This window comes from Mesorhizobium sp. M1142 (assembly GCF_040318565.1).
In the GTDB taxonomy this organism is placed as follows: domain Bacteria; phylum Pseudomonadota; class Alphaproteobacteria; order Rhizobiales; family Rhizobiaceae; genus Mesorhizobium.
Genome location: NZ_JAMYMK010000006.1, coordinates 181,957 through 194,924 on the forward strand (window position 1 = coordinate 181,957; position 12,968 = coordinate 194,924).

Annotated in this window: 13 protein-coding genes and 2 pseudogenes; 12 read left to right on the forward strand and 3 right to left on the reverse strand. The window is 62.0% G+C overall.

All coding sequences use genetic code 11. From position 1 onward, the window contains the following. Positions 1-51 precede the first annotated feature (51 nt). The 7 genes and pseudogenes from bioB to NKH42_RS12775 form a co-directional block, all read left to right on the forward strand. Positions 52-1,050 (forward strand): biotin synthase BioB, encoded by a 999-nt coding sequence (gene bioB / locus NKH42_RS12745; RefSeq protein ID WP_352707421.1) that lies wholly within the window; start codon positions 52-54, stop codon positions 1,048-1,050. Beyond that, positions 1,047-2,186, forward strand: coding sequence for an 8-amino-7-oxononanoate synthase (locus tag NKH42_RS12750; protein WP_352707399.1), 1,140 nt, complete (start codon positions 1,047-1,049; stop codon positions 2,184-2,186). Before bioB ends, NKH42_RS12750 begins: the two co-directional genes overlap by 4 nt. A gap of 11 nt (positions 2,187-2,197) precedes the next feature. After that, positions 2,198-2,833 carry a dethiobiotin synthase gene (gene bioD, locus NKH42_RS12755; RefSeq protein ID WP_352707397.1) on the forward strand — a complete coding sequence of 212 codons (636 nt, stop codon included), beginning with the start codon at positions 2,198-2,200 and terminating at the stop codon, positions 2,831-2,833. Beyond that, positions 2,833-4,098, forward strand: a complete 1,266-nt coding sequence (locus tag NKH42_RS12760) for an adenosylmethionine--8-amino-7-oxononanoate transaminase (protein ID WP_352707395.1) — start codon at positions 2,833-2,835, stop codon at positions 4,096-4,098. Before bioD ends, NKH42_RS12760 begins: the two co-directional genes overlap by 1 nt. Continuing rightward, entirely contained in the window at positions 4,095-5,078 is a 984-nt protein-coding gene (bioZ, locus tag NKH42_RS12765) for a 3-oxopimeloyl-[acyl-carrier-protein] synthase BioZ (protein ID WP_352707393.1), read from the forward strand. Before NKH42_RS12760 ends, bioZ begins: the two co-directional genes overlap by 4 nt. Positions 5,079-5,170: 92 nt before the next feature. Then, entirely contained in the window at positions 5,171-5,413 is a 243-nt protein-coding gene (locus NKH42_RS12770) for an aspartate 1-decarboxylase (protein ID WP_352974192.1), read from the forward strand. A 103-nt stretch (positions 5,414-5,516) separates the two neighbouring features. After that, positions 5,517-5,682: pseudogene (locus tag NKH42_RS12775) on the forward strand (NrtR DNA-binding winged helix domain-containing protein); the annotation flags it as partial. Positions 5,683-6,485: 803 nt separating this feature from the next. On the opposite strand, the gene NKH42_RS12780 reads toward NKH42_RS12775, so the two are convergent. From NKH42_RS12780 to NKH42_RS12790, 3 genes are all read right to left on the reverse strand, one after another. Beyond that, positions 6,486-6,872: a S46 family peptidase gene (locus tag NKH42_RS12780; RefSeq protein WP_352707417.1), complete on the reverse strand. Its 387-nt coding sequence runs from the start codon at positions 6,870-6,872 to the stop codon at positions 6,486-6,488. Positions 6,873-6,938: 66 nt separating this feature from the next. Continuing rightward, entirely contained in the window at positions 6,939-7,091 is a 153-nt protein-coding gene (locus NKH42_RS12785) for a hypothetical protein (RefSeq protein WP_352707391.1), read from the reverse strand. A gap of 4 nt (positions 7,092-7,095) precedes the next feature. Then, positions 7,096-7,458 carry a S46 family peptidase gene (locus tag NKH42_RS12790; RefSeq protein WP_352707389.1) on the reverse strand — a complete coding sequence of 121 codons (363 nt, stop codon included), beginning with the start codon at positions 7,456-7,458 and terminating at the stop codon, positions 7,096-7,098. 418 nt (positions 7,459-7,876) lie between these two features. Here NKH42_RS12790 and groES point away from each other — a divergent pair, with 418 nt between their 5' ends. From groES to NKH42_RS12815, 5 genes and pseudogenes are all read left to right on the forward strand, one after another. Beyond that, positions 7,877-8,173 carry a co-chaperone GroES gene (gene groES, locus NKH42_RS12795; protein WP_019863563.1) on the forward strand — a complete coding sequence of 99 codons (297 nt, stop codon included), beginning with the start codon at positions 7,877-7,879 and terminating at the stop codon, positions 8,171-8,173. 65 nt (positions 8,174-8,238) lie between these two features. Then, positions 8,239-9,888, forward strand: a complete 1,650-nt coding sequence (gene groL, locus NKH42_RS12800; protein ID WP_352974153.1) for a chaperonin GroEL — start codon at positions 8,239-8,241, stop codon at positions 9,886-9,888. Positions 9,889-10,051: 163 nt separating this feature from the next. Next, positions 10,052-10,369, forward strand: a pseudogene (locus tag NKH42_RS12805) (ABC transporter permease); the annotation flags it as partial. Continuing rightward, a complete protein-coding gene (locus NKH42_RS12810; protein WP_352707450.1) occupies positions 10,354-10,647 on the forward strand; it encodes an ABC transporter permease family protein in 294 nt (97 codons plus the stop codon). The pseudogene NKH42_RS12805 and the gene NKH42_RS12810, both read left to right, overlap by 16 nt. 674 nt (positions 10,648-11,321) lie before the next feature. Next, positions 11,322-12,404 (forward strand): HPP family protein, encoded by a 1,083-nt coding sequence (locus tag NKH42_RS12815; RefSeq protein ID WP_352707452.1) that lies wholly within the window; start codon positions 11,322-11,324, stop codon positions 12,402-12,404. The last annotated feature ends 564 nt before the right edge of the window (positions 12,405-12,968 follow it).

The following is a 12,968-nucleotide window of genomic DNA, read 5'->3' on the forward strand; positions in this document are numbered from 1 at the left end:
CGTCGTCAATCAGACAGCAAAGCAAGGCAGAACCGGAGGAACAGCATGGACATGCAAACAGCCAGTCCAACGCAGTCATCGCCACAGGCTCAATCCCCTGACCCTGGAGCGTGGACCCTGGAGAAGGCTCAGGCACTTCACGATGCCCCCTTCAACAATCTCCTCTTCCTCGCGCAAACCGTGCACCGCCAGAATTTCGATCCCAACAAGGTCCAGCTCAGCCGGCTGCTCAGCATCAAGACGGGCGGATGCCCGGAGGATTGCGGCTATTGTAGCCAGTCGGCGCATCACGAGACCGGCCTGAAGGCGTCGAAGCTGATGGAGGTCCGGCGCGTCGTCGCCGAGGCGACCAAGGCGCGTGACGCCGGCGCGACCCGCTATTGCATGGGCGCGGCCTGGCGAAACCCCAAGGCGCGCGACATGGATGCGGTGGTGGCGATGGTCGAAGGCGTCAAGGCGCTGGGCATGGAGACCTGCATGACGCTCGGCATGCTCGATCTTGAGCAAGCCGCTCGACTGAAGCAGGCTGGTCTCGACTTTTACAACCACAACATCGATACGTCGGAACGCTACTATAGCGAGATCATCAGCACGCGGAGCTTTGCCGAGCGGCTCGAGACGCTCGAGCACGTTCGCCAATCCGGCATCAAGGTCTGCTGCGGCGGCATTGTCGGCATGGGCGAGGAGCCGGCGGACCGGATCGACATGCTGGTGACGCTGGCCAACCTGCCGGAACATCCGCAAAGCGTTCCGATCAACATGCTGATCCCGATCCCCGGCACCCCGCTTGCCGACGCCAAGCCGATCGAGCCGATCGAATTCGTGCGCGTGATCGCGCTGGCCCGCATCATGATGCCGAAATCGCATATCCGTCTTTCCGCCGGCCGTACGGCCATGACCGACGAGATGCAGGCGCTGTGCTTTTTTGCCGGCGCCAACTCGATCTTCGTCGGCGACACGCTGCTGACGGCGGACAATCCCGGCGAGGACAAAGATACCCTGCTGTTCCGGCGCCTCGGCATCGAGCCGATGGAACTCGAGGCGCAATGAACGGGGCACCACTTGCCCGCTATGAGGCGACCCTGCAGGGACTGGCGCGCAAGGACCGGCTGCGGACGCTAAAGCCGCGCGCCGGCCTCGACTTCTCGTCGAACGACTATCTCGGGCTTGCCGCCTCCAAAAGACTTGGCGAAGCGGTTGCGGCGGCGATTGCGCGGGGCACGCCGGTTGGCGCCACCGGGTCGCGGCTGTTGCGCGGCAATGCACCGGAACACGAGCAGCTCGAGGCAGACGCGGCGGCGTTCTTCGGCGCGAACCGCGCGCTGTTCTTCGGCAGCGGCTACATCGCCAACTTCGCTCTGCTGACTGCGCTGCCGCAGAAGGGCGATCTTTTGGTCCTCGATGAGCTCGCCCATGCCAGCATGCATGAGGGTGCGCAGGCCGGGCGCGCACAGTTGGTGCTGGCCGCGCACAACGACGTCGATGCTGTCGAGGACGCGATCAAGCGTTGGCGCGCCGAAGGCGGCGCGGGGCGCGTGTGGATCGTGGTCGAAAGCCTGTACAGCATGGATGGCGACCGCGCGCCGATGGAGAGCCTGGTCGCGCTTGCCGATCGGCACGACGCATTCATCGTCATTGACGAGGCGCACGCCACCGGCGTCTGGGGACCGGACGGCCGGGGGCTGGCCGCCGCTTTCGAGGGCCGCGACAACATCGTCGCGCTCCACACCTGCAGCAAGGCGCTCGGCGCATCTGGTGGGCTCGTGACCGGGCCGAGGACACTGTGCGAGTATCTGATCAACCGTTGCCGGCCATTCATCTACGCCACCGCGCCATCGCCGCTGATGGCGGTCGCGGCGCGGGAAGCGCTCGCAATGCTCGCCGACGAGCCTATGCGGCGTGTTCAGCTGCATGAGCGGGTCGCTTTCGCGAGCCGCCAGTTGGCCGATCGCTGCGGCGTAAAGCCCAGCGGCTCGCAGATCCAGCCAGTTGTCATCGGCGACGTCAGCCGCACCATGGCAGTGGCGGCGCGCCTGCAGGGCCGCGGCTTCGACATACGCGGCATTCGTCCGCCGACCGTGCCCGAGGGCACGTCGCGGCTGCGCATCTCACTGACGCTCAATATCAGCGAAGCCGACATTTCCGCCATGGTCGAGGCGCTCGTCGAGGTGTTGGCTCAGACATGACCGGAGGCGACATGACCAAGCGCATCGTCATCACCGGAACAGACACCGGAATTGGCAAGACGGTGTTTTCGGCCGGGCTTGCCGGCCTGCTTGACGGTTTCTACTGGAAGCCGGTGCAATCGGGCCTCGACGGCGAGACCGACAGCGAGGCGGTTGCGCGACTTGCCGGGCTGCCGTCGGGGCGCGTGCTGCCGGAAGCCTACCGCTTGAAGAGCCCGCTTTCGCCGCATCGTTCGGCCGAAATCGACGACGTTTCGATCGAGGCTGCCGATGTTTCGTTTCCGGTCCTGCCGACACCGCTCGTCATCGAAGGCGCCGGCGGGCTGATGGTGCCGCTGAACCGCCGGACAAGGTTCATCGACATATTCGAGCAATGGCAGTTGCCGGTCATTCTGTGCGCCCGCACCGCGCTCGGAACAATCAATCACACCCTGCTGTCGATTGAGGCCCTGCGGGCGCGCGCTATCCCGCTGGCTGGCATCGCCTTCATCGGCGATGAGATGACCGATACGCAACGGACGATCGTGGAATTCGGCGACGTGCCGCAACTCGGCAGGCTGCCGCACCTCGATCCGCTGACGGACAAAACGCTGAGACAAGCGATGATTGCCGGCTTCGACCTCGCTTTGATTGCCGGAGGCGAGTGATGTCGCATTCCCGTGTGTGGCATCCCTTCACCCAGCACGCGCTCGAGCCTTCGACCCCTAAAATCGTCCTGACTGAAGGCGCCTATCTCCACAAAGCCAATGGCGCGCGCATCCTGGACGCCATCTCATCCTGGTGGGTCGTCACGCATGGCCACCGCCATCCGCGCATCATAAAGGCTATCGAGACGACCGCGTCGAGCCTCGACCAGATTATCTTCGCTGGCTTCACTCACGAACCGGCCGAACGCCTGGCCAAGGCGCTTGTCGGTCTCGCTCCCTCCGGACTCGACTGGGTGTTCTATTCGGACAGCGGCTCGACCTCCGTCGAAGTCGCGCTGAAGATGGCGCTCGGCTATTTCCGCAACACCGGCGCTCCGCGCTCGCGCATCGCCGTCATGGAGCACAGCTATCACGGCGACACCATCGGCACGATGAGCGTCGGTGCGCGTGGCGTGTTCAACGCCGCCTACGAACCCTTGCTGTTCGAGGTCGACACCATTCCCTTCCCGGCCGCCGGCCGCGAGCAGGAAACGCTGGATAGATTCGAGGCAGTCTCCCGCGACCGGCGCGCCGCCGCGCTGATCGTCGAACCGCTCGTGCTTGGCGCCGGCGGCATGCTGATGTATCCGGCCTCGGTTCTGACCGGATTGAAGAAGATTGCCGAAGCCTCCGGCACGCTGCTGATTGCCGACGAGGTGATGACCGGCTGGGGCCGCACCGGGAGCATGTTCGCCTGCGAGCAGGCATCGATTTCTCCAGATATCCTGTGCACCTCCAAAGGCTTGACCGGCGGCGTGATCCCGCTGGCGGCCACGCTTGCCACCGATGCGATCTTCCAGGCTCATTATTCAGCGGATCGCAAGAAGACGTTTTTCCACTCGAGTTCCTACACGGCCAATCCGATTGCCTGCGCGGCAGCACTCGCCAATGTCGAGATCTGGCGTGACGAGCCGGTGGCCGAGCGGATCGCGGCCTTGAGCGAGAGACAGGCCGCCGGGTTTCGACGCTTTCGCGACAATGCCAACTTCACCGACAGCCGCGCGATCGGCACGATCCTGGCTCTCGACCTGCGCGCCGGCTCTGCCGGCTATCTGGCCGAGATCGGGCCGAAGCTGCGCGCATTTTTCCTCGAGCGCGGCCTGCTCGTGCGCCCGCTCGGCAATGTCCTCTACCTTCTGCCGCCCTATTGCATCACCGGCGAGGAACTGGACGGGCTCTATGACGCCATCGAGGAGGCCGGCGAACGCTTCGGTTCGAAGCCATGACCGGGTCGTCGCGCATTCTCGGGTTTGGCCATCATGCGCCTGGGCGCAAAGTGGAGAATGCCGAAATTGAGAACAATCTCGGCCTCGAACCGGGCTGGATCGAGCGGCGTACTGGAATCCGGTCGCGCTTCTGGGCAACGGACGAAGACACGCTGTCTGGTCTTGCTGCGCAGGCCGGCGCCATGGCGCTGGCCAGCGCCGGCATTGCGCGCCACGACATCGGTCTGCTGCTGCTTGCCACCTCGACGCCCGATCACCTCCTGCCGCCCAGCGCGCCCCTGATCGCACATCGGCTGGGGCTCGGCCGCGCCGGCGCTGTCGATCTGACCGGCGCCTGCGCCGGCTTCATCTATGCGCTGATGTTTGCGGACGGATTTACCCGCCTGCACGGCAAAGCGAGCCTTGTTATCGCCGCCAATATCCTCAGCCGCCGCATCAATCCCTCTGAGCGCGCCAGCGCCGTGCTGTTTGCCGATGCCGCCGGCGCCGTCGTGATCGGTCCGTGCGAGGATACTGGTCGGGGGATTCTCGGTGCCTCCGTGGATTCGGACGGCTCGCGATACGGCCTGATCCAGATTCCCGCAGGAGGAAGCAACATCCCGTTCCACGGTGACCTCGACCTCGCGCAAACCCGAATGACGATGACCGACGGCCGCGAAGTGTTCGCAAAGGCCGTCGAGATGATGACCGATTGCTCGATAAGCGCGCTAGCCGCTGCCGGAGTGCGACCACACGATGTCGACCGGTTCGTGCCGCATCAGGCCAATGCTCGCATTTTCGATGCGGTCGGGCGAAACCTCGGCGTTGCCGATCACCTGATCGTCAAGACGATCGCCGAATATGGCAACTCTTCCGCCGCGACGATCCCGCTCTCACTGTCGCTCGCCAATCAAGCGGAGCCGTTTCGGCCGGGCGAGAAAATACTCCTGGCGGCGGCAGGTGCGGGACTCAGCGGCGGGGCGCTCGTCGTCGGGATTTAGCCCAGCGAAGCTGCTCAACATCAGGACTGACTTTGTGAGATGAATAGGACAACGGGACCAATGCGAAAATAGTCGCCGGCAAGCTGCACGGCATCCACGTCACCGAGCAAAGCTCAACTACCACGGTTCGATACTGCTCGACCCTGACCACGCGAAGAACCCGGGATCCTGCCAATGGATTCGTGAAGACATGGAGCAAGACTTCCGGCGCGCGAATCTCGACCTATGTCATCCTCGGCGAGCGCGGCTCTCGATGCTGCATCCTCAACGGCGCGGCCGCCCGGAACCTGCCAGCCCACTCCATCCATCTGGACGAAGCGCACATTCCTGTCTGAAGCCGCGGATCGTTACGTTCGTCATCAACAATGTCGTCGGCTTCTCGCCGATGGCAATGCGCTGACGCGGACGGCGTTGACGATTACATCGGCAGGGGCGCTTCAGCAGAACTTTCGCCGGTTGGATGGAGCAGCAGGAACTGGTGGAGGAGACCGGCGAAAGTGCTTTTGATACCGGCGGTCGGCCGGCGAAGCTTTATCGCTTCCGCCACCATGTCCTCGACGAAACGGCGGTCGCCCGGACAAAATTGCCGCTGGCGCGGGCTTGACATCCTTTATACTCAACGTAGAAATATACCCTTATAATCAATTCGATTATAACGAGAAATTCATTCGCAAGTCCGAACCCACGGTCTCGCTCGGGAAGCCCGTATGAGTGGATCGAAGTGATCTTGGAAATGAAACGCCCGAGGACGGGCTTTCAACCTTTGTCGTGAAGGAGGTGCCGCGCGAGTGGGCCAATGCCTTGCGGCAACGGTGAAGGATGTATACCGCCAGTAAACGCATGCGTCAAAGTCGCTGTCGAATGTACAGTTCGTCTAAATGTGCGATACGTTCGATTTGTGCAAGTAACACTTGGAAAGTGTTGCATAAAAGAAAACGTATAATTACATAAAGCAGGCAAGCTAAACTTTAAACTTGCACAAATGAGCGTGGGGCGCCTTGTTCCAGGGCGCCTTTTTTTAAGGATTATCATTAGACTCTCTCCCGGGGGAACTGTGGGTGAAGAAACAACGCATCGTCCTGCTGGCAGCTGTTTTGGCGTCTGCCTTTGGCTTTTTTTTGCTGATCCTGATCCTGCAGATGGTCAGTTTTTTGGTTGACTAGGCACGCGCAAGCGGGATGGATCGCGCAGAGACACGCGGAAGTTTTTTCGCCAGCGAAACCCCGACGACCTGATGGGGAGTCGCGCCAGCAGGGTGGGAGCCACGTCCAGTGCCACCGACCATGCGAGATGCCGATTGTTGGCGCGTCTGTCAGTTCGCGCGGCCATATTCATTCTGGTGCCGATCTGTTGCCTTTTCTGCTTTTCCCATGCGTTTTAGGCCGAGCCAATTTGTGAAGCGGGCGGTCAATGGATCTGCGCCTCGCGATTGCCTGCCGTTGCCTGATTGATCTGGGCGGGATAATCCGAGAGCGAACGCTGCAACCGCGGTTCGAATTGCGCGAAGTTGAACCGGACTTCATCCACGGTCAGGAATTGGTGGGTTGCGCCGGGAAAGCCGGCGACCATCACAAGGTCGCCTTCCTTGACGCCTTCACAGGCTATGGGTAGCCAACTCTTCGGCCGGTAAGGCACATTGTCGCGCGCATATGGCCGGGAGGAACCATCAGGAGCGACATAGGCGCGATAATAGCCGAAGTGGCCCGTGTGGCGCAGCCACATCCAGTTGTCCGTTTGGCCGCCGAAGTTGCCGATGCCGAGCGCGGGCGCATAGACGAGGCGCACGTCCTCAATTTCGAGCTTCTGGAGGAGATAGTAGGAGACGCCGCCATACGTCGCAACGAGCGATTGGGCTGTCCTTCACATGCGGCGATCAGGGCCTTTTTTGTTCGTGGCGAGCCGCTCATAGCGGGCAAACCCGTTCAGCTTGTCCGAGACGCTCTTGAGCATTTCGGCGGTCACATCCCGCATGTCCTCGATCACATAGATGCGGCTGCCTGGCGCCGCGGGCAATTCTTCACCCAGGGCTCTTCGCCAGAAAGCCGTCTGTGAGATAGTCCTGGCCCTCCTTGCTGTGGTATTGGATGGATTCTAACACGCAATGATGATTGGTTGCGACCAGCCCTTGTGGACTGACGAACGAGGCGGAGCATCCGCCCAGTGATACGATCGCGTTGAGCGGGTCAGCGTCTAGACGGCCCAGCTGGGCGGGATCGATCTGGAGCCCATCCGCGCGCATGGCCGCGCACACTTCCGCAGTCTGGCCCGGCATCCACATACCTTCGTCCGCCGATGTAGCCGTGACCGTCCAGAGCAAGGCGATGGCAGTTGCTTTGGCCAAACATTTCAAATTCGAGTTCGTGCTGACTGTCGCTCTCATCTTGCCTCCTGTTCTCCGCAGATTGGATTGGTGACTATCGGGATGGCCGGAGTCCTGGCGCCCGCGCGGCGGCCACACCGTAAAGACCGAGTGGACGGTTAACGCAGGAATCCTGATGGCGCTCACCTCTCATTATATCGGTCGCGCGCAACGTTTGCGGATCATCCGCTGCACCAATCGTGCCAAATGAATAAGTTGCAAATGGTGAGCCGCCCCATCCATGTCCGATCTCCGACGTCGTTCACGTAAAAGGCTCGGTGCTTCCACGCTCGTTTGCTCTTCGCCCGTCCCTCTTCCGTCTTGACTAGCAGGAGCCTACGGCCTATCTCACTGCCGCGTTAGCACTCGCTTCTGGTGAGTGCTAAACACGCTCCGGCAACGGAGAACCGTTCAACATCCGCACCAGGGAAATCCAAAAATGGCAAAGTCGAATTTCCGGCCGCTGCATGACCGCGTGGTCGTTCGCCGGGTCGAATCCGAATCCAAGACCGCGGGCGGGATCATCATCCCCGATACGGCTAAGGAAAAGCCGCAGGAAGGCGAGATCATCGCCGTCGGTTCCGGCGCCCGTGACGAAGCCGGCAAGCTCGTCCCGCTGGACGTCAAGGCCGGCGACCGCATCCTGTTCGGCAAGTGGTCGGGCACCGAAGTCAAGCTCAATGGCGAAGACCTTCTGATCATGAAGGAATCCGACATCATGGGCATCATCGGCTGACACGCCGCCGCCTTTCATCCGCACCATCCAATCTGAATTTCGGGCGAAATGCCCAGGAGTAAAAAATGGCTGCCAAAGACGTAAAATTCTCCCGCGACGCTCGTGAGCGCATGCTGCGCGGCGTCAACATCCTCGCCGACGCGGTGAAGGTCACGCTCGGCCCCAAGGGCCGCAACGTCGTCATCGACAAGTCGTTCGGCGCACCGCGCATCACCAAGGACGGCGTCACCGTCGCCAAGGAAATCGAGCTTGAAGACAAGTTCGAGAACATGGGCGCGCAGATGGTTCGCGAAGTTGCTTCGAAGACCAACGACATCGCCGGCGACGGCACCACCACCGCGACCGTTCTGGCACAGTCGATCGTCCAGGAAGGCCACAAGGCGGTTGCCGCCGGCATGAACCCGATGGACCTCAAGCGCGGCATCGACCTCGCCGTCGCCGACGTCGTCGCGACGCTGATCAAGAACGCCAAGAAGATCAAGACCTCGGAAGAGGTTGCCCAGGTCGGCACCATCGCCGGCAATGGCGACGTTTCGGTCGGCTCGATGATCGCGGAAGCGATGCAGAAGGTCGGCAATGAGGGCGTCATCACCGTCGAGGAAGCCAAGACCGCCGAGACCGAACTCGAAGTCGTCGAAGGCATGCAGTTCGACCGCGGCTATCTCTCGCCCTACTTCGTCACCAACGCCGAAAAGATGGTTGCGGATCTGGAAGACGCCTACATCCTGCTCCACGAGAAGAAGCTGTCCAACCTGCAGGCCATGCTGCCGATCCTCGAGGCTGTCGTGCAGACCTCGAAGCCGCTGGTCATCATCTCGGAAGACGTCGAAGGCGAGGCCCTGGCCACGCTGGTCGTCAACAAGCTGCGTGGCGGCCTGAAGATCGCTGCCGTCAAGGCGCCGGGCTTCGGTGATCGCCGCAAGGCCATGCTGGAAGACATCGCCATCCTCACCGGTGGCCAGGTCATTTCCGAAGACCTCGGCATCAAGCTCGAGAATGTCGGCCTGAACATGCTCGGCCGCGCCAAGAAGGTGTCGATCTCCAAGGAGAACACCACCATCGTCGACGGCGCCGGCAAGAAGGAAGAGATCCAGGGCCGCGTCGCCCAGATCAAGCAGCAGATCGAAGAGACCACCTCGGACTACGACAAGGAGAAGCTGCAGGAACGTCTCGCCAAGCTGGCAGGCGGCGTTGCCGTCATCCGCGTCGGCGGTGCGACCGAGATCGAAGTCAAAGAAAAGAAGGACCGCGTCGATGACGCCCTCAACGCGACCCGTGCGGCCGTCGAAGAAGGCATCGTTCCCGGCGGCGGCGTCGCCCTGCTGCGCGCTTCGCTGGCCATCACCGTCACTGGCGCCAACTCCGACCAGACCGCCGGCATCGCCATCGTGCGTCGCGCGCTGCAGGCTCCGGCCCGCCAGATCGCGGCCAACGCCGGTGCGGAAGCATCGATCGTTGCCGGCAAGATCCTTGAGAACAAGGGGGCAACCTTCGGCTACAACGCCCAGACCGGCGAATATGGCGACATGATCGCCATGGGTATCGTCGATCCGGTCAAGGTTGTGCGCACGGCTCTGCAGGACGCGGCCTCGGTCGCCGGCCTGCTGGTCACCACCGAAGCCATGATCGCGGAGGCTCCGAAGAAGGAGTCCGCTGGCGGCATGCCGGCTGGTATGCCCGGCGGTGGCATGGGCATGGGCGGTATGGATTTCTAATTCAGCCAATCTCGCAAGCTTACGGAAAGGGCGGCAGCGATGCCGCCCTTTTGTGTGTGCCGAGCATGATCGACAGCTTTAGACGTGCAAGTCCTCTACCCAGCCTGATGGCGGCGAAGCGCAATGGCGTCGTCGTGAGACGGGGTCTGGCCGTGTCCTTTCGTTCAGCCGCTGGTCGAAACTCACGATGATCGTGCTGCCTTCCGCCGTGCCGTCGATCTTTACAGGGCTGCGAGAAGGCCTTGCTAACGGCTGGCAGACCCTGGTTGCGGTAGAACTCATCGCATCGTTCGAAGGGCTCCGATACCTGATGGCCTATGGTCGTCAGCTCTTTCAATTGGAACTCGTCTTTTCGGCCATGATCGTGGTCGGCCTGAGCGGATTGGTGATCCACGGCCTGCTCACGCTTGCCGAAACTATCTGCAACGCTGGCGTCCGGAGACCCCACGATCAGCCTGATCACGATTGCAGGTCGGGATAGGCTGTCGCGGCGCTTCCATCGCACCGCCGGCCTTCCGCTTCATCGGCCGACATCTGCGGCCGCTTGCGGTGCTGATGGCGCTGCTCGCGATTTGGGAGTTGCTCGCCCATGCCGGCGCTGCTGACCCACGTTTTCTACCGCGGCTGGAAGAGGTGGCGGCCCGCGGCATGGCAGAGTTCAGCCGAGGTGGCCTCGGCTCCAATCTTCTGGTGAGCCTGGAACGTGACCTGATCGGTTTCGTGTGTGGCAGTGTGGCGGAATCGCGCTTAGTTCGGTGATCGGATTTTTGTCGCCTCATCGAACGCCTGAGAGGCTCGTGGTCGCTGTTGTATTACCGCTATTACGTGACCTGATCACGTTGACGATGCCAGCACCTTCATTGGCCACTTTCTGGACCATGTACGTCACATCAGGCTCCCCCGCCCGATCGACACGAGCCGGCTCTGTAACCAAGCCGCCGTCATATGGCGGTTCCACGACGGCACTGGCGGCAGTCGTCTTCTCAGCGGCTACAGGTGGACGTTTCAGCAGCCAACGAATCCGATGGTGGCAAGGACAGGCAGACCAAGCACCGCGTAGAAGCCGTACTCCGCTGGAGTTCGCCTCGGAAGTGGAGCGACAAGGGCCTGATTTGTCTTGCCATGCCGACATTGTCAGCACGCTTTTCGAAGCCTCTGAATTCCTTAGTGTCCATCCCAGCTCGACCTCCGACCATCCCCATTTCCGGCTGCCCGCGGCACGACAGCCCTTGGCCTCTAGCTGCGCTCGAGCGGATCAGCGTGCCGTCCGCCTCCTCTGGCTGATCAAAATGTCTGCACCCATTTGGCAATGGCCGTTTCGCGCAAAAGTATTCCCCCGTGAGCCGGCTTTCCGAATTGGCTTAACTTCCAAATCTGTGGCTTTGCCTGCATTGCGGAGCGCGGAGTTCCGACCACTCGCCCAAGGGTATGCCATGGCGTTTCGTCTCTTTGTTCCGATCCTTGCCGGTGCAACGCTGCGCGAGCGGCTGCTCGCCTGCATCGGGGCCATGATCGGCATCGCATTGACTGGCGTGATCAGTGCGCTGGCGAACGGGTCTGGCCCACATGTCGCACTGCTGGTTGCTCCAATGGGAGCATCGGCCGTGCTGCTCTTTGCCGTGCCTTCAAGCCCGCTCGCGCACCCTTGGTCGATTATCGGTGGCAATACGATTTCGGCGCTGGTCGGGGTGATCGTGGCGCATTTCGTGCATGAACCCGTCCTTGCTACCGGCATTGCGGTGGCGCTGGCCATCGCCGCCATGTCGTTCACGCGCTGCCTGCATCCGCCGGGTGGCGCCGCCGCCTTAACCGCGGTGTTCGGCGGACCGGCCGTCTTCAGCTCGGGCTTGCTGTTTCCCTTCGTTCCGGTAGCGCTGAACTCGATCGTGTTGGTCGCACTCGGCTACGGCATCCATAAACTGTCGCGGCGCAACTATCCGCATGTGGCGGCCCCCGCCTTTAAAAGCGCGCATGGAACCATCGATCCGCCGGCGCGGGAGCGGGTCGGCTTCCAGCCCGAGGATGTCGATGCCGCGCTCGGCGCGCTGGAGGAAACCTTCGATATCGACCGCAACGATCTTGAGCGGCTGCTACGGCAGGTCGAGTTGCAGGCGATGGTGCGCTCCCACCGGACCCTGCTGTGCGAGGACATCATGTCGCGCGATGTGATTTCGGTCGATGAACATGCGCCTGCCGACCAGGCGCGGCATTTGCTGCTCGATCACAACATCCGGACGCTGCCGGTGACCGACGCCGAGGGCGGGCTGGTCGGTGTAGTTGGCCTGCGCGAGCTAACGAAGGCGACCGACACGGTGAGGGCTGTGATGTCGAAGGCTAGCACCGCCTCTCCCGATACGCCGGCGATGAGCCTGCTGCCGGTGCTCACCGACGGCCGCAGCCATGCCGTGGTCATCGTCGATACCGAGCGACGCATTATTGGGCTGATCACCCAGACCGACCTGCTGGCAGCGGCAGCGCGCGTGCACATGGCCGACACAAGGCTGGCAGCGGCATAAAATAGTGATCCGGACTTGCTCAATCCGGGAACCCGATGGGGCGCCAATAGGATAGCGGTATTAAGTGCGGCCTTCCGCCTAAGACAATTCCTTTTTACGAGTAGATCAACCCTGAAACGCGACCGCGTGCTCAGGCATCTGGTTCACGTAGGCCAAGTACGACTGCAACAACGGAACACTCTTCAACCTTGCCGGTGGCCAGAGCCAGTCCGCTATGTCGACCAAAGGCGTGCGGACTACAAGTGCAACCATCTGGTGGACGGCTCCTCTGCAACGATGGTAGCGCGGTTCGCGTGTCCAAGGCTGGGTTGAAGCTCTATGTCGCGGGTTGAGTGATCGTTGGCAAGGGTCGCGGCTCAGACGCCGAGGACGCGGTTCGCAATTCCATGCAGGTGGTCCTTTCCTTTGGTTCCTGCATTTCGCCTATGGTGAGGCGCCGCCGACTCCCGTCATGCATCACGCCGACGACCGCCGCTTCCTCGCCGCGCCAAGGGTTTGACTAGGCCGACGATAGACCATGCGATAAGCAATTCCGATACGATGTGGCTTCCTTGCGCGAAGTCG

Excerpts from the sequence above, each read along its gene's own strand:
- bioB (WP_352707421.1), top strand. The coding sequence starts at position 52 with ATGCAAACAGCCAGTCCAACGCAGTCATCGCCACAGGCTCAATCCCCT.
- NKH42_RS12750 (WP_352707399.1), top strand. The coding sequence starts at position 1,047 with ATGAACGGGGCACCACTTGCCCGCTATGAGGCGACCCTGCAGGGACTG.
- bioD (WP_352707397.1), top strand. The coding sequence starts at position 2,198 with ATGACCAAGCGCATCGTCATCACCGGAACAGACACCGGAATTGGCAAG.
- NKH42_RS12760 (WP_352707395.1), top strand. The coding sequence starts at position 2,833 with ATGTCGCATTCCCGTGTGTGGCATCCCTTCACCCAGCACGCGCTCGAG.
- bioZ (WP_352707393.1), top strand. The coding sequence starts at position 4,095 with ATGACCGGGTCGTCGCGCATTCTCGGGTTTGGCCATCATGCGCCTGGG.
- NKH42_RS12790 (WP_352707389.1), bottom strand. The coding sequence starts at position 7,458 with ATGAGAGCGACAGTCAGCACGAACTCGAATTTGAAATGTTTGGCCAAA.
- groES (WP_019863563.1), top strand. The coding sequence starts at position 7,877 with ATGGCAAAGTCGAATTTCCGGCCGCTGCATGACCGCGTGGTCGTTCGC.
- groL (WP_352974153.1), top strand. The coding sequence starts at position 8,239 with ATGGCTGCCAAAGACGTAAAATTCTCCCGCGACGCTCGTGAGCGCATG.
- NKH42_RS12815 (WP_352707452.1), top strand. The coding sequence starts at position 11,322 with ATGGCGTTTCGTCTCTTTGTTCCGATCCTTGCCGGTGCAACGCTGCGC.